Origin of the sequence: Streptomyces sp. NPDC001663 (assembly GCF_042893105.1) — a bacterium.
Taxonomy (GTDB): Bacteria; Actinomycetota; Actinomycetes; order Streptomycetales; family Streptomycetaceae; genus Streptomyces.
In genome coordinates this window covers 179,353-196,762 of record NZ_JBIAUR010000013.1, presented here as the reverse complement: position 1 = coordinate 196,762, position 17,410 = coordinate 179,353, and the positions used below count along the sequence as shown (strand labels likewise).

The following is a 17,410-nucleotide window of genomic DNA, read 5'->3' as shown; positions in this document are numbered from 1 at the left end:
CCGAGCTGTCGGCGTCAGCTCTGCTTCAGCACCACCGCTTGGCCGCCGGAGGGGGCCATGGCGACACTGAGCACGGTCGCCGAGGTGACGGTCCGAGTGCTCACCACGACAGGGGTCTGGTAGGCGTTGGTGCCGGGCGTGCCGTCGGCGTAGACGGTCGCCGTCCAGTTGCCGCCGCCGAGGAAGGACAGCGGGAGCGACAGCGTCCGGGGCGACTCGTCGGTCATCGCGCCCAGGTACCACGTGGTGCCCTTGCGGCGGGCGACCGCGACGTACTGGCCGATCGCCCCGTCGAGGGTGCGGCTCTCGTCCCAGGTGGTGGGGATGGCGTCGAACCACGGCAGGCCGGGCCAGTTGGCGGTGTTGGCGTACTTGGACGGCGAGTCGTACCAGTAGAGGAAGTTCAGCGGCTGGTAGTAGACCGCGGCCATCGCCATCTGGTGGACGTTGGTGGTCTGGTCGCGCGACTGCCCGTAGCAGATCGTGTAGTCCATCGGCCCGCCGATGTTCCGGGTGAAGGGCAGCGTGACGTTGTGGGAAGCGGTCGGGAAGTGCTCGTTGCCCCGCACGCCCTCCAGGCTCACCCAGTTGGGGTACGTGCGCTCGTAGCCGAACGGCCGTACGTCGTCATGCATGTCGATCAGCAGGCTGTGCGCGGCCGCGGTCTTCGCCCATCCGGTGATCTGGTTGGTCATGGCCTGCGTGCCGTCGTTGATGAAGCCCAGTTTCACACCCGCGACGCCCCAGCTCCGGTAGAGGGCGAAGAGGCTGTCGGGGCTGCTCAGCGCGATGCGGTTGACGTAGAGGATGACGCCGATGCCCTTGCCCGTGGCGTAGGAGATCACCGACGGCAGGTCGATGGCGTCGATCGGCCTGGTGGCGTCGGTGGTGCTGCCCTCGGGCCCGTACCAGCCGGCGTCGTACTCGATGTACTGCAGCCCGCGGGCGGCGGCGAAGTCGACGCCTGCCGTGCCGGCGGCGGTGGTCAGGTTGCAGCGGAAGACCTTGCCGGGCTTGATCCACGAGGTGTCGGCCAGCGCGCCTGCGGGAGCGAGGTTGAGCACCAGCTCGGCGTTGTCGACCAGTTCGGCGTGCGTGGAGCCGGTCACTACGGCGCGCCAGGGGGTGGCGAACGGGGTGGTCACGGTGGAGGCCGCCTGAACCGTCCCGCTCCCGCGGGCGGTGTGCTCCATCAGGAACGCGGCCAGCGTGTTGGGCCGCCCTGACACCGAACTCAGCATCAGCCGCGGGAAGTTGACCCGGGACGACTCGCAGATGCAGGCGATCAGACCGCCGCTCGCGTACGTGGCGGTCAGCGGGAGGTCGGTCAGCGGGCCCGTGTCGGTGCCGGAGGTCCCGGTCGACGGGATCGCGCCCGGGGCGACCGGGTTGTACACGTCCTCGTCCCGGGCACCGTGGACGAGTGTGCTGTCGGGGAAGACGAACGTCGTCAGCTCGTCGGCGATGGTAGCGGTGCCCTTGTCGAGCAGCACGTACCGCAAGGCGACACCGCTGGGGTAGGCGCGGATCTGGACGCCGAAGTTGATGAGGGTGGCGGTGTCCTGGAGATTCCAGCGCATCTCCTGGTACCGGTCGTGGACGGTCGCGTTGCGGCCGTAGACCGGGGTCCAGGTGTTGTCGACGGTCCAGTGCTGGTAGTTGGTGACGACCGTGCCGCCGCGGCCGAGCATCGTCCCGTCGCTCAGCCTCAGGCCGAGGGCCGAGGTGTCGACGACGGTCGCGCCCCTGCGCTTGGCCGACCAGGTCAGTACGCCGCCGGTCAGCGACATCGTGATCGTGGTACTGCCGTCGGGGGCGGTCGCGGTGACCGAGGTGTCCGCCGCCGCAGCCGTGCCCGTCGTACCGATCCCGGCAGCAGCGGCGCCGGCGACTACGGCCGCGCCCTTGAGCAGTCCGCGCCGGGACACCGGGCGTGCTGGAACCTGCATGGCGGTGCACCTCTCGACTCAACACAACCGAACAGTAACCAACGGTTCCCTACCGACATCGGGCAGTTGTACGGCAGTGGGGACGACGGGTCAACAGTCCGGACAACGACCTTGCTCGGCTTTCCGTCATGAACGAACAAAATCGATCGCTTCTATTGACACCGCGACGATCAGGAAGCTCTCATTTCCCACTGAACATCGCAGCCGCTTGCGCACGTTCGCCGCGTTCGTCACCTTTCACGGCTTCAACTCCCCGGCACACCGTCAGGCACCCGCGTCGTACGGACGACGGTCATGTCAGCACCTCGAAGGAGAGGCAGAGCATGCCGAATCGAGCACCCCACCACAGACCCTCGCGTGGCCGTTTGCGGGCAGCCGCCGCCGCATTCCTCACCCTGCTCGGAGGCCTCGTGGCAGTGCTGCTGCCCGCGGCGCCCGCCAGTGCCGCCACCGCCTCCTTCACCCTGGGCGCCACCCGGACCGACCAGAACGGCAACACGCTCCAGCTGCACGGCCTGGGCATCATCAAGGTCGGCAACACCTGGTACGGCTTCGGCGAGGACAAGACCGGCGAGACCTCGTCCGACACGTCCTTCCAGGACATCCCCTGCTACTCCTCCACCGACCTCTCCAGCTGGACCTACCAGGGCGTGGCCCTGGCCAAGCAGGCAAGCGGCGACCTGGGTCCGAGCCGGATCGTGGAGCGGCCGAAGGTCATCTACAACGCGTCGACCAGCACGTACGTGATGTACATGCACATCGACAGCACCAACTACGGCGACGCGCGGGTCGGGGTGGCCACCAGCAGCACCCCCTGCGGGCCCTACAGCTACCGGGGCAGCTTCCGCCCGATGGGCAACCTGAGCCGTGACATGAACCTCTTCCAGGACACCGACGGCACCGGCTACCTGCTGAGCGAGGACCGCAACAACGGCCTGCACATCTACAAGCTCTCCGCCGACTACCTCTCCGTGGACAGCAGCGTGGCCCTGCTGGGCAGCAGCGGCTCGGCCAGCTACGAGGCGCCCGCCATGGTGAAGAGCAACGGCACCTACTACCTCCTCGCCTCCCACCTGACCGGCTGGAGCACCAACGACAACGTCTACACCACCGCCACGTCGCTGAGCGGGACATGGGCGCCGATGCGGAACTTCGCGGCGCCGGGCACCCACACGTACAACAGCCAGACGGCGAACATCATCACCGTGCAGGGCAGTTCCGGCACCACGTACATCTACGCCGGCGACCGGTGGAACACCAGCGACCTCGGCAACTCCCAGCTGATCTGGCTGCCGATGACCATCCGCGGCACCGTGGTCAACGTCGGCCAGTACCCGAGCTGGTCCCTCGACACCACCGCCGGCACCTGGACACCCAACTCCGGTGTGCCCACCAACGCGGTGCACACACTGACCAACGCGGGCAGCTCGATGCTGATGGACGTCTCCAGCGGCTCGACCACGACCGGCGCCAAGATCATCCAGTGGCAGTCCAACGGTGGTGACAACCAGAAATGGACGCTGAACCGGGTGGCGGACAACGTCTACACGCTCGTCAGCGTCAAGAGCGGCCTGTGTCTGGACGTGCCGAACAAGTCGACCGCGGAGAACGTCCAGTTGCAGCAGTGGACCTGCAACGGCGGTGCCAACCAGCAGTTCGCCGCCGACCTCGTGGGCAGCCTCACCGGCACCAAGTTCATGCTCGTCAATGTCAACAGCGGGCTGAACATCGGGGTGGACTCCTCCTCCACCACAGCGGGCGCCGGCGTCGTCCAGCTGACCGGCACCGGTGCCACCAGCCAGCAGTGGACGCTGTCCTGACGAACCGTCACCGAGAGGGCCGCCGCACCCCGCGGCGGCCCTCTCGGCATATCGCGTGCCCCAGCCGCCGTCGGTGTCCCAAGTGCATCCCAGCGCCGACCCGTCCCCCCAGGTCACAGGCGTATGACTGTCCTGGCGTCCCAATCCGGTGCGAGAGGATCCCCCTCCGGAGCAACCGCTGCCAGCATGATCGGCGCCGGGGCTCCCGGCCACTCACACGAGGGGGAACACCAGATGGGAAAGAGGACGACGCTACTGCGGGGACTGACCCTCACCGCAGCAGCGGTCCTGCCCCTGTACGGGCCAACGGCGGTGCAGGCGGCGGAGTCCGCGACCACCGCGGTCGCGGTCTGCGGGCACACGAGCGCACAGCCCACTCTGCAGCGGGGATCGACCGGTGACTCGGCGGTCGAGGCACAGTGCGAGCTCAATCTGGCGACAAAGCCGAGCCGGTACACGCCGATCGCGGCGGACGGCTCGTTCGGGCCGGCGACGGAGACACGGGTCAAGGAGTTCCAGCGGTGCGCCGGGCTGGGCGTGGACGGTGTGCTCGGCCCGCAGACCTGGGCGGCGCTGAACACCTGGGCCGCGGGGCCGCACAGCTGCGCCACTCAGGGGACGTCGACCACGGCACAGTCGACCGTGTGCGGCCACACCGACACCCGTCCGACCCTGCGCAAGGGCGCGAAGGGCACTGAGGTCAAAGAGCTGCAGTGCCGTCTGAACCTGGCCATGGAGCCGTTCCACTATCCACCGCTGACGATCGACGGTGACTTCGGGGGCGGGACCGAGGGCCGGGTCATCGAGCTCCAGAACTGCGCCGGCCTCAGTGCCGACGGCGTCGTGGGCCCCAACACCTGGGCGAAACTGGTGGACTGGTCCAGCCGCAACACGTACTGCACGCCACCGCGTCCCGCCGGCCACCCGATCGACGGCCTGGACACGGCCAAGTACCAGCACCCCGGTGGCGCGCCGATCGACTGGAAGGCCGTACGGGCCTCGGGTGTCGAGTTCGCGACCGTCAAGGCGACCCGGGGCACGAACGTCACCGACGAATACCTCGCCACCGACCTCGAAGCGGCCAGGACGGCGGGGCTGGCCGTCGCGCCCTACCACTTCTACACGGGCACCTCGCCCGACACGGGTGCCGCACAGGCCGACCGGTTCATCGCCGCCGTGCGGGCGACCGGCTACACCGGGCAGCGTGCGGGCGACCTGCCGCCGGTATTCGACCTGGAGCGCATGGACGACGGCAGTGGACGCTGTCCCACCTACGGCACGGTGGACGACGCCAAGGCCTGGCTCGACCGGGTGGAGGCGGCCTTCGGCCGCACTCCGATCATCTACACCCAGAAGTCCTTCCTGGACGACTGCCTGGGTTCGACCACCGCCTTCGCACGGTATCCGCTGCAACTCGCGGACTACCGCCAGTCGATCACCCAGCCGCCGCTGCCGAACGGCTCGACGACCTGGGCGATGTGGCAGTACACCGACGCCGCGCTCTTCCCCGGCATCCAGGCACCGGCGACCGCGGACGTGTTCAACGGCACCCAGGCCGATCTGGACCGGCTGGCCAACCGCTGACCGCCGCCGGACCAAGGAGGACCACATGACCACCCGGTTCGCACGCGCGTCCCTCGTCGCCCTGCTCGCCGCCCTCGGATTCACCGCCCCGGCGCCCGCCTCCGCCTCGGCCGCCACAGCCACCGCGGCAACGACCTGCTACGGCGGGGCGGTCACGGTGCGCTACGGGGACGCGCTCGAGTTCGGCCCCTACTGGACCACGAGCCGCTGCAACGACATCAACATGCGCGTCATCGGTGGAACCGCCGACTACGTCAACGCCTGCGTGAAGTTCGCGAAGACCGGCACCTGCAACCGCTGGACCAAGGTCGGCCGGAGCTGGACGACCATCGCCACCGACGTCCTGGACGGCAGCAAGTTCACGGTGCCCGTCGGCGTGCCCCTGGAGGGCGACGACGCCGTCATGCAGATCGCCTTCTGACCCCACCTCGTCGAACGGAGACCACCATGATCCGGAGCAGGACCATCGCCTCGGCTCTGTTCACCGCGGCCGCACTGCTGGGAGCGGGCGTGGCGCCGGCCTCGGCACAGTCCTCGGCCGCCGCCGTCAGCTGCTACGGCGGTGCCAAGCCGCTGACGTACCACTACCAGGCGGCCGCCAAGGAGTACGGCACCTACACCACGTCCTCGCGGTGCAACGACATCAACCTGCGGCTCATCACCGACGAGCCGGGGGTGTATCTGGACGCCTGTGTGGTGTTCGTCGACCACACCACCAAGTGCAACAACGGCGACGCGTACACCACGCACGGCACCGAGTGGGGAACCGTCGCCACCGACGTCAAGGACGGCACCCACTTCGTCCTGCGTGTGCACGCCTACGACACCGACGCGCAGAACGTCTCGTTCCAGATCGCCTACTGACTTCCTCCCGCACCACCGTTCCCACGTTCCGAAAGGACGACGATGGCTTCCTCCTTCCGTCCCATCGACCGCCGCACCATGCTGCGTGGCACGCTGGCCGCCGGCGCCGGCATCGCGTTCGGTCAGCTGATGTTCTCGGGCGTCGCCCAGGCCTATTCCTGGTCGCGCACCCTGAACCAGGGCGACACCGGCGCCGACGTGACCGAACTGCAGATCAGAGTCGCGGGCTGGGCGGCGGACAGCGCCGGTCACAGCCGGGTGAGCATCGACGGGGACTTCGGTCCCGGTACCGCGGCGGCCGTACGCCGGTTCCAGACGGCGTACGGTCTCACCGCCGACGCCAGCGCCGGACCCAACACCCAGGCGAAGCTCAACGCGCTGGAGCAGTCGGACGGCTCCACGCTCCACTTCAACTGGAGCGAGTTCGTGAACCAGTCGGACGGCACGTTCAACGGCGGCAAGCTGAGCGCCGCGCAGGTGAAGGAGAACGTCCGCCGCTGCATGTACAAGCTGGAGGCGCTGCGCAAGAAGCTCGGCGACAAGCCGATCACGGTCAACTCCGGTTTCCGCAGCATCGCGCACAACGCCGAGATCGGCGGAGCCAGCGACAGCATGCACCTGTACGGCACCGCCGCCGACCTCGACGTGCCCGGCGTCGCCAACAAGACCGTCTACCAGAAGGCGGAGACCTGCGGGTTCTCCGGGCTGGAGACTTACACCGTCGACCACCAGCACGTCGACAGCAGGGCCGACCTCGGCCGTGACTGGTGGTGGGAGAACGGCACGATCTGACGCCGCGACCGGGGATCCGGGGCCCTTGGGTGCCGCTCCGGCGGTGCCCAAGGGCTAGGGGTGTCAGCTCTTCGGTGTGTCCTTCTTCAGCGCCGCCTCGCAGGAGGGCCAGTCGTGGAAGTCGTGCCGGACGCTCCACAGACGGTGGGCCGCCTTGATGTTCCACTCCGGGTCGAACGCCCGCAGGGGCGTGCCCTCGAGATCCCGCAGGCGGGCGTCGGAGATCTGGAACACGCCCCAGTTGCGGCTGCCGTTGGTGTTGGGCAGCACCCACAGCGGGTCGAGGAACGACGCACAGCGGGCGATGGCCACCGCGATGTCGGGATCCTCGACGAACACCTCACGGATCCGCTTCGCCACCCTGGCCGGCGACCAGGTCGTCATGCTCACTTTCTGCGCGTAGAGCGCCTTCTTGGTGGCCTCGTCGGCCACGCTGGTGGCCGGCAGACCCGCCAGCACCTGGAACGCGGTCAGCCGGCGCAGGGTCTCCGGCCCGAAGTCCCCGTCGACGGCGAGCCTGCCCTTCGCCCGCACCAACAGGTTCTGGACCTCGCGCACGCAGTCGTCGTGCTGCCCCATGCTCACCGACTTGCACGCGGGCGACTCCAGCAGCCTGTCACCGGCCGCCGGCGAGGCACCGTCGGGGCTGCTGCCGGGCAGCCACACGAAGCCGGCCACCAGCACCACGGCGACCACGGCGGCCAGTACCGCCAGACGGGAGGACAGCTTCTCGGGGATCCGGGACCGTCGCGGCTCGTCGGTCCCGTCAGGGGTGATCTCCGACGGAGTCACGTCGTCCGGTCCGGTGCTCTCAGGCGCGGGCGCGGCAGGCTCGTCCGATCGCGGCTCCGGTTCCGGGTTCTCCTTGGCGGTCGCGACCGGTGCATCCCGGTCGGTGTCCGCCAGCGCCCACAGCCGGTGGAGTTCGCGGAGTTCCTCCGCACTGGCGCCGCACACCTTGGCGAAGGCGTGCACCACCCGGTAGTCGGTCGGAACGCCGAGGCCGGAGCAGTACCGGTGCAGGCTGGAACCACTGACGCCCGCTTCCTTGCCGAGACGGTCGTAGCCCCGGCCGCTGCGTTCCTTCAGCATCCGAAGGTAGGCGGCGAACTTTTCCGTATGCGGAGAGGCAACCACACATCCACCCTCGCTCAAGCCCTTACTGACGGGTAGAAGTTACACGGCGAGAAAGGAGTGCGTACGCCCTTTCACTTTCGCATGCCGACCATCAACAGCCTTTCTAATAACTGTATTTGACAAAGCGTCAATTGCTGTCGTTATCCGCAGTGCCCTCGCGGCACGGGTGGATATGAAGACCATGATGACCGGCCGTATTGCTACCGCCGCGGCACTTTCCGCCTGCCTCACCGCCGGGGGTGCGGCGATCGCGGCGGGCTCGGCCCGGCACATACGGCCCCCGGCCGACAGGTCGCCGAACGGGTGGGGCAGCATCTGCTCAACCGTTGCCTGACCGTGAGGGGTCGTCATGGGTTCCACCCGCCGCGTTGCCGCTTCATCCGCGGTGCTCGCCTGCCTGCTGCTGTCCGGCTGTTCCGTCTCGCTCGGCACCGGGTCGGCATCGAGCAGCCGTAGTCCGGTCGAGGAACCGTCGGCAACAGCCGGGAAGGTAGCCGTGGGGGCCGGTCCGCAGAGGCACTACACGGTGCAGCAGCAGCCGGCCGCGGGCTCCTGCCACTACCGCTACGAGAACGGGGAGCCGCTCGAGGACCGCAAGTGCACTCCGGGCGCGATTTCGCCGGCGGTCACACAGGCGAACCTGAAGTCGACGATCTGCCGCAAGGGCGGCTACACCGCCGACATCCGGCCGTCGGCGTACGTGACGGGCAAGGAGAAGCGGCTGAACGCGGCTTCCTACGGCTTCACCGGTCGCATGGGCGACGCCGAGTACGACCACTTGATAAGCCTTCAGCTGGGCGGTGACCCGAACGACTACCGCAATCTGTGGGTGGAGCCCGCCGACCCCGGCCACCGCTCGGGCTCGGGCGTCAACAACAAGAAGGACCCGGTCGAGACCAAGCTGCACACCGCGGTCTGCAAGGGCCGGATCACCCTCGCGGCCGCACAGCAGGCGATCGTCACCGACTGGACCACCGCCCTGGCCACCCTCCACCTCGGCTGACGATCGGCAACGTGTACGAGAAGGAGGGAGCAGCGGACACCCGGTGACGGCCGGTTCAGGATGCGCTGACCGGCGCCTCGCCCTTCTTGTCCACGACGCCGATGTCCAGGAGCGCACTCCTGGTCGTTCCGAGGATGCGGATCCCCGGGGCCCGCACACGGGCGCGCAGTGCCGGAACCATCCCCGCGGGCGCAAGGATTCAGGAACCCGCAAGAAACGACAGCCGCACCTTGCGATCCGGATTGTCGCGATTCGTGTCGACCAGGCAGACCGACTGCCAGGTCCCCAACTCCAGCTGCCCGCCCAGCACCGGCAGCGTCGCGTGCGGCGGCACGATCGCCGGGAGTACGTGGTCGCGGCCGTGGCCGGGGCTGCCGTGGCGGTGTTGCCAGCGGTCGTCGGCCGGGAGGAGTGTGTGGAGGGCGGTCAGGAGGTCGTCGTCGCTGCCGGCGCCCGTCTCGATGATCGCGATTCCGGCGGTGGCGTGCGGGACGAAGAGGTTGAGCAGGCCGTCGCGGTCGGCGGCCACCTCCCGCAGGAAGGCCTCGCAGTCGCGGGTCAGGTCGACGATCCTCTCCGTGGAGCCGGTGGCGACGTTCAGCACTCGGGTGGTGAAGGCATCTGACATGACCCCATCCTGACCCATTCGCCGGGTTCCGTATGCGAAGTGCCGCCCGCCGGTTGATACGAGGGGTCCATTCCGCGAGACGCCATTGACCGTGCACCGACCAGCTGGCTACTTTCAGCCGCATGTTGCGTTCAGCCATGCTCACCACGCGCGGTCACATCGACCTGCTGCGGGTGGCCTCCGCCGCGTGTCGTCGCGGCTGCTGACGCCTTTCTCCTTTCTCCCCCTCCCTTTTGACCCGCGTTCCGCCGCGCCCGCACGTCCAGCCGTGACCGTGACGTGGCGACGCCGAGGCGTCGCGTCCTCCTGTCCCCCACCGGCCGCTCTCCTCCCGTGGAGCACCCATGAGCATCAGCCATGCCCCGCCGGGCTCCTCCGAACCCGATATTTCGCCTATATCCACGTCGAAGGGTGACGAGGCCGACTCCCTCGACCCGGCCTCCCTCGACCTCACCCCCATCGTCCCCGCCTCCTCCCGCCGCACCCGCGTCCCCCGCTGGCTGCGCCGCACCGCCGGCCCCGTGCTGCTGCTCGCCCTGTGGCAACTCCTCAGCGGCACCGGTGTGTTGACGTCCGACGTGCTCGCCTCGCCCGGTCGGATCGCGCAGGTCGCCGGGGATCTGATCTCCGACGGTTCGCTGACCTCGGCCATGGGGACCTCGCTGCAGCGCGTGGCGTTCGGGCTGCTGCTCGGGACCGTCATCGGGACCGGACTCGCCCTGGTCTCCGGACTGTTCAGGATCGGCGAGGACCTGGTGGACGCGCCGGTGCAGATGCTGCGGACCGTGCCGTTCGTCGGGCTGATCCCGCTGTTCATCATCTGGTTCGGCATCGGCGAGGCCCCGAAGGTCGCCATCATCACGCTCGGCGTGACCTTCCCGCTCTACCTCAACGTCTACGCCGGAATCCGCGGCGTGGACGCCCAGTTGATCGAGGCCGGGGAATCCCTCGGGCTCTCCCGCTGGGGCCTGGTGCGGCATGTCGTGCTGCCGGGGGCGCTGCCCGGTGCGCTCACCGGGCTGCGCTACTCGCTCGGCATCGCCTGGCTCGCGCTGGTCTTCGCCGAGCAGATCAACGCGGACGCCGGCATCGGCTTCCTCATGGTGCAGGCACGGGACTTCCTGCGGACCGACGTGATCGTGGTCTGCCTCATCGTCTACGCCTTCCTCGGTCTGCTGGCCGACTTCATCGTCCGCTCCCTCGAAAGGCTGCTGCTGCAATGGCGACCGACGTTCACCGGCCGGTGAGCCCGCAGGTGTCCAAGACGTCTCACGCGGTGCACGTCGAGGGGCTGACCCGCTCCTTCGACGGCCGTGCCGTCATCGACGACCTCCAACTCGACGTCAGGCCGGGCGAGTTCGTCGCCCTGCTCGGCCGCAGCGGCTGCGGCAAGTCCACCCTGCTGCGCATCCTGGCCGGTCTCGACCGCGACATCCAGGGCACCGTCCTGGTCCCGCGCCGCAAGGCCGTCGCCTTCCAGGCCCCGCGTCTGATGCCATGGAAGAAGGTCTGGCGCAACGTCCTGCTCGGCCTGCCCGGCAAGCCCGAACGCGCCGTCGCCGACCAGGCGCTGGAGGAGGTCGGACTCGGCCACCGTACGAACGCCTGGCCCAAGACCCTCTCCGGCGGCGAGGCCCAACGCGCCTCCCTAGCCCGGGCGTTGGTCCGCGAGCCCGACCTGCTGCTGCTCGACGAGCCGTTCGGCGCGCTCGACGCGCTCACCCGCATCAAGGCCCAGCGCCTGGTGGGCGAGTTGTGGCAGCGCCGCGGCTGCGCGGTACTGCTGGTCACGCACGACGTCGAGGAGGCCGTGCTGCTCGCCGACCGCGTCCTCGTCATGGACGACGGCGTCATCGCGCACGAGCAGCACATCGACCTCGAGCGCCCGCGCGACATCGCCGACCCCCGGTTCGCCGAGCTCCGCGCCGGCCTGCTGGAACGCCTCGGCGTCGACACCGCCGCCGAAGCCGCCTGAACTCCCCCCACCCCAAGTCCAGTTCCAGAGAACGGAAGCCGATCCGCCATGCGACGACGCCTCGTCCCCGCCGCACTGCTCCTCCCCCTCGCCCTCCTGCTCACCGCCTGCGGCGGAAACGCATCCGCCGGCACGGGGACCGACACCGACGGCAAGGGCTCCCTCACCCTCAACGTCGGTGACCAGAAGGGCGGTTCGGAAGCGATCCTGCGGGCTGCCGGAGAGCTCAAGAACCTCGACTACAAGATCAAATGGTCGACCTTCACCTCCGGGCCGCCGCTCCTCGAGGCGGTCAACGCCAAGGCCGTCGACATCGGCGGCGTCGGCAACACACCGCCGGTCTTCGCGGCCGGCGCCGGCTCGAAGATCACGGTGGTGGCCGCCTTCCACGGCACTTCCAAGGGCGACGCCATCCTCGTACCGAAGGGCTCGAAGCTGACCGAGCCCGAGCAGCTCAAGGGCAAGTCCGTCGCCGTGGCCCAGGGTTCGTCCGCGCACTACCAGCTGGTCGCCTCCCTCAAGGCAGCCGGGCTGAGCCTGAGCGACGTCAAGGTCAAGTACCTCCAGCCGGCCGACGCACTCGCCGCGTTCACCTCCGGCAAGGTGGACGCGTGGGCGGTGTGGGACCCGTACACCTCGCAGGTGCTCCAGGCCAAGCAGGGCAGCATCCTGACGACCGGCGACGGCGTCACCAACGGGCTCACCTTCCAGGTGGCGGCGCCGAACGCACTGCAGGACAAGAAGAAGGCCGCCGCCATCAAGGACTACCTGGAGCGGCTGCGGCGGGCGACCGCCTGGGTCTACGGCCACCAGGAGGAGTGGGCCAGGGTCTGGGCGAAGGACACCGGGCTGCCCTACGACGTGGCACTGGCCTCGGTGAAGCGCACCAACGCCACCCGCATCTCGGTCGCCGTCGACAAGCCGCTGATCGCCTCCGAGCAGCAGATCGCCGACGCCTTCACCGAGCTGAAGCTGATCCCGAAGAAGGTCGGGTTCGGGGACTTCGTGGACACGCGGTACAACGGCGACCTGCCGCCCTCGACGACGCCTGCCCGCGCCTCCGTGGGCTGAGGACACGACCGGGCGGTGACGCCCGTCTCACGGGGGGATCACGGGGAACCACGTGGGAAGATCCACGGTCTCGACGCGGTTGGTAGAAGCGTGAACAACACGCGTGAGGTCGAGGTGGTCGTCGTAGGCGCCGGTCAGGCGGGTCTGTCCGGCGCCTATCACCTGCGGCGCACCGGTTTCGAGCCGGAGCGCGACTTCGTGGTGCTCGACCACTCCCCCGGTCCGGGCGGTGCCTGGCAGTTCCGGTGGCCGTCGCTGACGTACGGCAAGGTGCACGGGATGCACGCGCTGCCGGGCATGGAGCTGACGGACGCCGATCCGGCGCGGTCCTCGTCGGAGGTGATCGCCGAGTACTTCGCCGCGTACGAGCGCGCCTTCGACCTTCGGGTACGGCGGCCCGTCGACGTACGTGCGGTACGCGAGGGGGAGGACGGGCGGCTGCTCGTCGAGACCTCGGACGGCACCTGGTCGACTCGGGCGCTGATCAACGCGACGGGCACCTGGGACCGGCCGTTCTGGCCGCGCTATCCGGGCCAGGAGACCTTCCGGGGGCGGCAGTTGCACACGGCGCAGTACGCCGGGCCGGAGGAGTTCGCCGGGAAGCGGGTGGTCGTGGTGGGCGGGGGTGCGTCAGGCACTCAGCAGCTGCTGGAGCTCGCCCCGTATGCGGCCGAGACCACCTGGGTCACCCGCCGGGAGCCGGTCTTCCGCGAGGGGCCCTTCAGCGAGGACGTGGGCCGGGCGGCCGTCGCGCTCGTCGAGGAGCGGGTGCGGCAGGGGCTGCCGCCCAGGAGTGTGGTGTCGGTGACCGGGCTGCCGCTCAACGACGCGATCCGGCAGGGCATCGAGGACGGGGTCCTGGACCGTCGGCCCATGTTCGACCGGATCACCCCGGACGGGGTGGAGTGGAACGACGGGCAGCGCGTGGACGCCGACGTCATCCTCTGGGCCACCGGATTCCGGGCGGCCATCGACCACCTGGCGCCGCTGCGGCTGCGCGAGCCGGGCGGCGGCATCCGCGTCGAGGGCACACGCGCGATCGCCGATCCGCGGATCCATCTGGTCGGCTACGGTCCGTCGGCCAGCACCATCGGCGCCAACCGGGCAGGCCGGGCCGCAGTGCGGGACATCAGGCGACTGCTCGCCGACCAGCCGGTCGCGGCGTGATGCCGCAGCCCGTCACTGGGCCGAACTCGCCTTCTTCTGTACGGCGTTGAACTCGGCGACATTGCGCTGGTGTTCGGCGTAGTCGGCGGTGAAGCGGGTGTCCCCGGGCTTGACCGTGACGAAGTACAGCCAGTCGCCCGGGGTCGGGCTGATCGCGGCACGCATCGCGTCCTCGCCCGGGTTGTCGATCGGCGTCGGCGGCAGGCCCATGCGCTGGTACGAGTTGTAGGGGCTGTCGAGCTTCGTGTCGTCGGCGGTCGTCTTCAACGTGGCGCGGTTCAGGGCGTAGTTGATGGTCGAGTCCATCTGCAGCGGCATCCCGCGCTCGAGCCGGTTGAAGACGACCCGCGCCACCTTGCCCATGTCGGCCTTCGAGGCGGCCTCGGCCTGCACGATGCTCGCGATGGTGACCGCCTGGTAGACGTTCATGGCGTTGCGCTGCGCGCCGGCCGCCATCGGGGCGCCGTTGAACTTCTTGTTGGCGGTGTCGACCATGGACGTCAGCAGGGACTCGGGGGTCGTCTTCTCGGCCAGCGGATACGTCGCCGGGAAGAGGTAGCCCTCCGGGTTGCCCTCGGCGTCGTTCGGCAGTTTCAGCCCGGCCTTGCCGAGGGACTTCTTGGTGGTTCCGGCGGGCAGGACGAGGGCCTTGTCGACGGCGGCGTAGACCTGACCCGACCGCCAGCCCTCGGGGATCACCAGGGACGAGGGCCGGTCGTCGCCGTCGCTCTCCAGAGTCAGCAGCGGCACCGCCACGGCGGTGCCGGCCACGACCGCGCCGGTCGCGATGAGGGCGAACCGGCCCCTGCGCGTCAGTCGAATCGTTCTCCGTGGCGGAGTGTTCTGGTACATGCGGGCACGGTAACCCGCACACCGTCACAAACACGGCATATGTTCACCCTGTCGGTTCCAGTTGGGCATCCCGGCGTACGAGGGCCGCGTACCGCCCGTCCTGCTCCAGCAGTTCCTCGTGCGTGCCCCGTTCGGCCACGCGTCCGGAGTCGAGGACGACGATCTGGTCGGCATCGCGGACGGTGGACAGACGGTGCGCGATGGTGAGGGTGGTGCGGTTGGCCGACAGGGCGTCGATGGCGTCCTGGACGGCCGCTTCGGTACGGGTGTCCAGGGCGCTGGTCGCCTCGTCGAGGATCAGCACCGGCGGGTCGCGCAGGATGGTGCGGGCGATGGCCAGGCGCTGCTTCTCACCGCCCGAGAAGCGGTGGCCGCGCTCGCCGACGACGGTGTCGTACCCGTCGGGCAGGGCCGCGATGTGGTCGTGGATCTGGGCCGCCCTGGCCGCCTGGTGGATCTCCTCGTCGGTGGCGTCCGGCTTGGCGAAGCGCAGGTTGTCCGCGACGGAGGCGTGGAAGAGGTACGTCTCCTGGGAGACGACGCCGACCGCGCGCGCGAGGGTGTCGAAGTCGAGGTCACGGACGTCGACGCCGTCGAGGGTGACACGGCCGCCGGTGACGTCGTACAGCCTCGGAACCAGATAGCCCAGCGTCGACTTGCCGGCGCCGGTCGGGCCGACGACCGCGAGGCTGCTGCCCGCGGGGACCTCGATGCCGATGCCGTCGAGGATCGGGCCGCCCTTGTTGTCGTAGCGGAACTCGACGTCCTCCAAGCGGACTTCGCCCTTGATGCGGTCGAGGTGGACCGCGTCGTCCCGCTCGGTGATGTCGATCGGCAGGTCGAGGTACTCGAAGATGCGCTGGAAGAGCGCGAGCGAGGTCTGGATCTGGACGCCGGTCGCCAGCAGGCTGACGGTCGGGCGGAACAGGCCCTGCTGGAGCGAGACGAAGGCGACGATGGTGCCGATCGAGACCTGCGGGCCGCCCATCTGGAGCGTCATCCCGGCGGTCCAGTAGATGACGGCCGGCATGGCGGCCATGACGATGGTGATGACGGCCATGCGCCAGCGCCCGGCCATGTTGGACCGGACCTCGAGGTCGACGAGCCCCTCGGACTCCTCGGCGAAGGACTTCGTCAGCGAGTCGGAGCGGCCCATGGTGCGGCCGAGCAGGATGCCGCTGACGGAGAGCGACTCGGTGACGGTCGCGGCCATCGCGGCCATCTGCTTCTGGCGCTGGGTGGTGATCTTCTTGCGCTCCCTGCCGACGCGGCGGCTGATCCACACGAAGACCGGCAGCAGCAGGAGCGATACGACGGTCAGGCGCCAGTCGAGGGCGATCATCGCGACGATCGTGGCGACCACGCTGGTCAGGTTGGAGACCAGGGAGGTGGCGGTGGAGGTGACGGTGGCCTGCATGCCGCCGATGTCGTTGGCTATGCGGGACTGGACCTCGCCGGTACGCGTGCGCGTGAAGAAGGCGAGGGACATGCGCTGCAGGCGGCCGTAGACCGCGGTGCGCAGGTCGTGCATGACGCGCTGGCCCACGGTCGTCGAGATCAGGGTCTGCAGGACGCCGAAGACGCTGGTCAGCACGGCGCTGACGATCATGCCGAGCGCGAGCAGGCTGAGCAGACCGGTGCGGCCCTGGGGGATCGCGACGTCGAGCGTTGCCTTCAGCAGGAAGGGCGTGGCCACCGAGACCAGCGACGAGGCGCCGACCAGCAGGCCGACGACGGCGAGGCGGGCGCGGTACGGGCGGAAGAGTTTCAGGATGCGGCGCACCTGCCGGGGCTGTTCCTTGGAGTCGGCAGGTGGTGTCCATCTGGGTTCACGGTCGGGGTGCATGGGCTCCTACGGGTTTCGACGACGTTGGCCGGCGCGGTGCGGTGAGATGCGGCGCCGACTGACGGACCTTAGCTCATTGTTACCTACGCTCACAATGAAATAGGTCCTGATATTGTTCCCGTATGACCACCCCCGATCCCGACGGCCCGCTCGCCGAGCAGTTGCTGCGGCTCACGCGCCGTGTGCACCGGATCCAGAAGCGCCACATCGAGCAGGCGGGCCTCGGCGTCACCCCGGCCCAGTCCCGGCTGCTGCGCACGCTGGCGCACTACGGCTCGCCGCCGCGCATGGCCGATCTCGCCGAGCGCCTGGAGGTGGTCCCCCGTGCCGTGACCTCGCTGGTCGACGGTCTGGAGGCGAACGGCAAGGTGCGCCGGGTGCCCGATCCGACCAACCGCCGGGTGATCCGCATCGAGCTCACGGACGACGGCCACAAGGCGCTGCGCGAGCTGCGCGGGGCGCGCCGCTCCGCCGCCGCGGAGATCCTGGCACCACTGACGGACGAGCAGCGCGAGGTGCTCGGCGGACTGCTGGACACGCTGGTGGACGGGGTGCCGGAGGGGCGCTGCAGGTAGGGGGCCGCTACGGCACGCGGGCGGCTGCGGGTATGTGGGGGTTGGTCGCGGCGGTGCCCCCCCCCCCCCCCCGGGGCGGGGGCCCCCCCCCCCCCCCCCCCCCCACCCCCCCCCCCCCCCCCCCCCCCCCCCCCCCCCCAAACGGCC

Annotated in this window: 18 protein-coding genes; 12 read left to right on the top strand and 6 right to left on the bottom strand. The window is 69.5% G+C overall.

The features are described 5' to 3' along the window. Nucleotides 1–14: 14 nt before the first annotated feature. Nucleotides 15–1,949: a glycoside hydrolase family 97 catalytic domain-containing protein gene (locus tag ACFY1L_RS36820; protein WP_388834276.1), complete on the bottom strand. Its 1,935-nt coding sequence runs from the start codon at nucleotides 1,947–1,949 to the stop codon at nucleotides 15–17. A 323-nt stretch (nucleotides 1,950–2,272) separates the two neighbouring features. On the opposite strand from ACFY1L_RS36820, the gene ACFY1L_RS36815 reads away from it, so the two are divergent. The 5 genes from ACFY1L_RS36815 to ACFY1L_RS36795 all read left to right on the top strand — a co-directional run bounded on the left by ACFY1L_RS36815 (nucleotide 2,273) and on the right by ACFY1L_RS36795 (nucleotide 7,009). After that, nucleotides 2,273–3,769 (top strand): RICIN domain-containing protein, encoded by a 1,497-nt coding sequence (locus ACFY1L_RS36815; RefSeq protein ID WP_388834274.1) that lies wholly within the window; start codon nucleotides 2,273–2,275, stop codon nucleotides 3,767–3,769. A 234-nt stretch (nucleotides 3,770–4,003) separates the two neighbouring features. Continuing rightward, entirely contained in the window at nucleotides 4,004–5,353 is a 1,350-nt protein-coding gene (locus ACFY1L_RS36810; RefSeq protein ID WP_388834272.1) for a GH25 family lysozyme, read from the top strand. Nucleotides 5,354–5,378: 25 nt separating this feature from the next. Continuing rightward, nucleotides 5,379–5,774 (top strand): hypothetical protein, encoded by a 396-nt coding sequence (locus ACFY1L_RS36805; RefSeq protein WP_388834270.1) that lies wholly within the window; start codon nucleotides 5,379–5,381, stop codon nucleotides 5,772–5,774. A gap of 26 nt (nucleotides 5,775–5,800) precedes the next feature. After that, the gene (locus ACFY1L_RS36800; protein ID WP_388834268.1) at nucleotides 5,801–6,217 is read left to right on the top strand and encodes a hypothetical protein; all 417 of its coding nucleotides are present in this window, start codon (nucleotides 5,801–5,803) and stop codon (nucleotides 6,215–6,217) included. Between the two features lie 42 nt (nucleotides 6,218–6,259). Then, nucleotides 6,260–7,009 carry a D-Ala-D-Ala carboxypeptidase family metallohydrolase gene (locus ACFY1L_RS36795; protein WP_388834265.1) on the top strand — a complete coding sequence of 250 codons (750 nt, stop codon included), beginning with the start codon at nucleotides 6,260–6,262 and terminating at the stop codon, nucleotides 7,007–7,009. A gap of 63 nt (nucleotides 7,010–7,072) precedes the next feature. Here the strand turns inward: ACFY1L_RS36795 and ACFY1L_RS36790 are convergent, their stop codons facing one another. Next, nucleotides 7,073–8,101, bottom strand: coding sequence for a helix-turn-helix domain-containing protein (locus ACFY1L_RS36790; RefSeq protein WP_388834261.1), 1,029 nt, complete (start codon nucleotides 8,099–8,101; stop codon nucleotides 7,073–7,075). A gap of 394 nt (nucleotides 8,102–8,495) precedes the next feature. Between ACFY1L_RS36790 and ACFY1L_RS36785 the strand changes: the two genes are divergently transcribed. Further along, complete coding sequence (locus ACFY1L_RS36785) at nucleotides 8,496–9,149, top strand: hypothetical protein (RefSeq protein ID WP_388834258.1); 654 nt, start codon at nucleotides 8,496–8,498, stop codon at nucleotides 9,147–9,149. Nucleotides 9,150–9,204: 55 nt separating this feature from the next. On the opposite strand, the gene ACFY1L_RS36780 is transcribed toward ACFY1L_RS36785, so the two are convergent. Both ACFY1L_RS36780 and ACFY1L_RS36775 read right to left on the bottom strand, forming a co-directional pair. After that, nucleotides 9,205–9,330, bottom strand: coding sequence for a hypothetical protein (locus ACFY1L_RS36780; protein WP_388834250.1), 126 nt, complete (start codon nucleotides 9,328–9,330; stop codon nucleotides 9,205–9,207). 18 nt (nucleotides 9,331–9,348) lie between these two features. Continuing rightward, nucleotides 9,349–9,777, bottom strand: coding sequence for a YjbQ family protein (locus ACFY1L_RS36775; RefSeq protein WP_388834247.1), 429 nt, complete (start codon nucleotides 9,775–9,777; stop codon nucleotides 9,349–9,351). 122 nt (nucleotides 9,778–9,899) lie between these two features. Between ACFY1L_RS36775 and ACFY1L_RS36770 the strand changes: the two genes are divergently transcribed. The 5 genes from ACFY1L_RS36770 (at nucleotide 9,900) to ACFY1L_RS36750 (ending at nucleotide 13,990) form a co-directional block, all read left to right on the top strand. Further along, nucleotides 9,900–9,983, top strand: coding sequence for a putative leader peptide (locus ACFY1L_RS36770; RefSeq protein ID WP_351276907.1), 84 nt, complete (start codon nucleotides 9,900–9,902; stop codon nucleotides 9,981–9,983). Between the two features lie 138 nt (nucleotides 9,984–10,121). Then, nucleotides 10,122–11,024: an ABC transporter permease gene (locus ACFY1L_RS36765; RefSeq protein ID WP_388834244.1), complete on the top strand. Its 903-nt coding sequence runs from the start codon at nucleotides 10,122–10,124 to the stop codon at nucleotides 11,022–11,024. Then, the gene (locus ACFY1L_RS36760; RefSeq protein WP_388834241.1) at nucleotides 10,997–11,752 is read left to right on the top strand and encodes an ABC transporter ATP-binding protein; all 756 of its coding nucleotides are present in this window, start codon (nucleotides 10,997–10,999) and stop codon (nucleotides 11,750–11,752) included. Before ACFY1L_RS36765 ends, ACFY1L_RS36760 begins: the two co-directional genes overlap by 28 nt. Before the next feature lie 48 nt (nucleotides 11,753–11,800). Beyond that, entirely contained in the window at nucleotides 11,801–12,823 is a 1,023-nt protein-coding gene (locus ACFY1L_RS36755) for an ABC transporter substrate-binding protein (RefSeq protein ID WP_388834238.1), read from the top strand. Nucleotides 12,824–12,913: 90 nt separating this feature from the next. Continuing rightward, nucleotides 12,914–13,990: an NAD(P)-binding domain-containing protein gene (locus ACFY1L_RS36750; RefSeq protein WP_388834235.1), complete on the top strand. Its 1,077-nt coding sequence runs from the start codon at nucleotides 12,914–12,916 to the stop codon at nucleotides 13,988–13,990. 12 nt (nucleotides 13,991–14,002) lie between these two features. On the opposite strand, the gene mltG is transcribed toward ACFY1L_RS36750, so the two are convergent. Both mltG and ACFY1L_RS36740 read right to left on the bottom strand, forming a co-directional pair. Then, a complete protein-coding gene (mltG, locus tag ACFY1L_RS36745; RefSeq protein WP_388834232.1) occupies nucleotides 14,003–14,842 on the bottom strand; it encodes an endolytic transglycosylase MltG in 840 nt (279 codons plus the stop codon). A gap of 43 nt (nucleotides 14,843–14,885) precedes the next feature. Beyond that, nucleotides 14,886–16,688 carry an ABC transporter ATP-binding protein gene (locus ACFY1L_RS36740; RefSeq protein ID WP_388834229.1) on the bottom strand — a complete coding sequence of 601 codons (1,803 nt, stop codon included), beginning with the start codon at nucleotides 16,686–16,688 and terminating at the stop codon, nucleotides 14,886–14,888. Nucleotides 16,689–16,810: 122 nt separating this feature from the next. On the opposite strand from ACFY1L_RS36740, the gene ACFY1L_RS36735 reads away from it, so the two are divergent. Continuing rightward, complete coding sequence (locus tag ACFY1L_RS36735) at nucleotides 16,811–17,263, top strand: MarR family winged helix-turn-helix transcriptional regulator (protein WP_388834226.1); 453 nt, start codon at nucleotides 16,811–16,813, stop codon at nucleotides 17,261–17,263. Nucleotides 17,264–17,410 lie beyond the last annotated feature (147 nt).

Excerpts from the sequence above, each read along its gene's own strand:
- ACFY1L_RS36735 (WP_388834226.1), top strand. The coding sequence starts at position 16,811 with ATGACCACCCCCGATCCCGACGGCCCGCTCGCCGAGCAGTTGCTGCGG.
- ACFY1L_RS36820 (WP_388834276.1), bottom strand. The coding sequence starts at position 1,949 with ATGCAGGTTCCAGCACGCCCGGTGTCCCGGCGCGGACTGCTCAAGGGC.
- ACFY1L_RS36790 (WP_388834261.1), bottom strand. The coding sequence starts at position 8,101 with ATGCTGAAGGAACGCAGCGGCCGGGGCTACGACCGTCTCGGCAAGGAA.
- ACFY1L_RS36800 (WP_388834268.1), top strand. The coding sequence starts at position 5,801 with ATGATCCGGAGCAGGACCATCGCCTCGGCTCTGTTCACCGCGGCCGCA.
- ACFY1L_RS36765 (WP_388834244.1), top strand. The coding sequence starts at position 10,122 with ATGAGCATCAGCCATGCCCCGCCGGGCTCCTCCGAACCCGATATTTCG.
- ACFY1L_RS36815 (WP_388834274.1), top strand. The coding sequence starts at position 2,273 with ATGCCGAATCGAGCACCCCACCACAGACCCTCGCGTGGCCGTTTGCGG.
- ACFY1L_RS36775 (WP_388834247.1), bottom strand. The coding sequence starts at position 9,777 with ATGTCAGATGCCTTCACCACCCGAGTGCTGAACGTCGCCACCGGCTCC.
- ACFY1L_RS36755 (WP_388834238.1), top strand. The coding sequence starts at position 11,801 with ATGCGACGACGCCTCGTCCCCGCCGCACTGCTCCTCCCCCTCGCCCTC.
- ACFY1L_RS36795 (WP_388834265.1), top strand. The coding sequence starts at position 6,260 with ATGGCTTCCTCCTTCCGTCCCATCGACCGCCGCACCATGCTGCGTGGC.
- ACFY1L_RS36785 (WP_388834258.1), top strand. The coding sequence starts at position 8,496 with ATGGGTTCCACCCGCCGCGTTGCCGCTTCATCCGCGGTGCTCGCCTGC.
- ACFY1L_RS36760 (WP_388834241.1), top strand. The coding sequence starts at position 10,997 with ATGGCGACCGACGTTCACCGGCCGGTGAGCCCGCAGGTGTCCAAGACG.
- ACFY1L_RS36810 (WP_388834272.1), top strand. The coding sequence starts at position 4,004 with ATGGGAAAGAGGACGACGCTACTGCGGGGACTGACCCTCACCGCAGCA.
- ACFY1L_RS36740 (WP_388834229.1), bottom strand. The coding sequence starts at position 16,688 with ATGCACCCCGACCGTGAACCCAGATGGACACCACCTGCCGACTCCAAG.
- ACFY1L_RS36770 (WP_351276907.1), top strand. The coding sequence starts at position 9,900 with ATGTTGCGTTCAGCCATGCTCACCACGCGCGGTCACATCGACCTGCTG.
- ACFY1L_RS36780 (WP_388834250.1), bottom strand. The coding sequence starts at position 9,330 with ATGGTTCCGGCACTGCGCGCCCGTGTGCGGGCCCCGGGGATCCGCATC.
- ACFY1L_RS36805 (WP_388834270.1), top strand. The coding sequence starts at position 5,379 with ATGACCACCCGGTTCGCACGCGCGTCCCTCGTCGCCCTGCTCGCCGCC.
- mltG (WP_388834232.1), bottom strand. The coding sequence starts at position 14,842 with ATGTACCAGAACACTCCGCCACGGAGAACGATTCGACTGACGCGCAGG.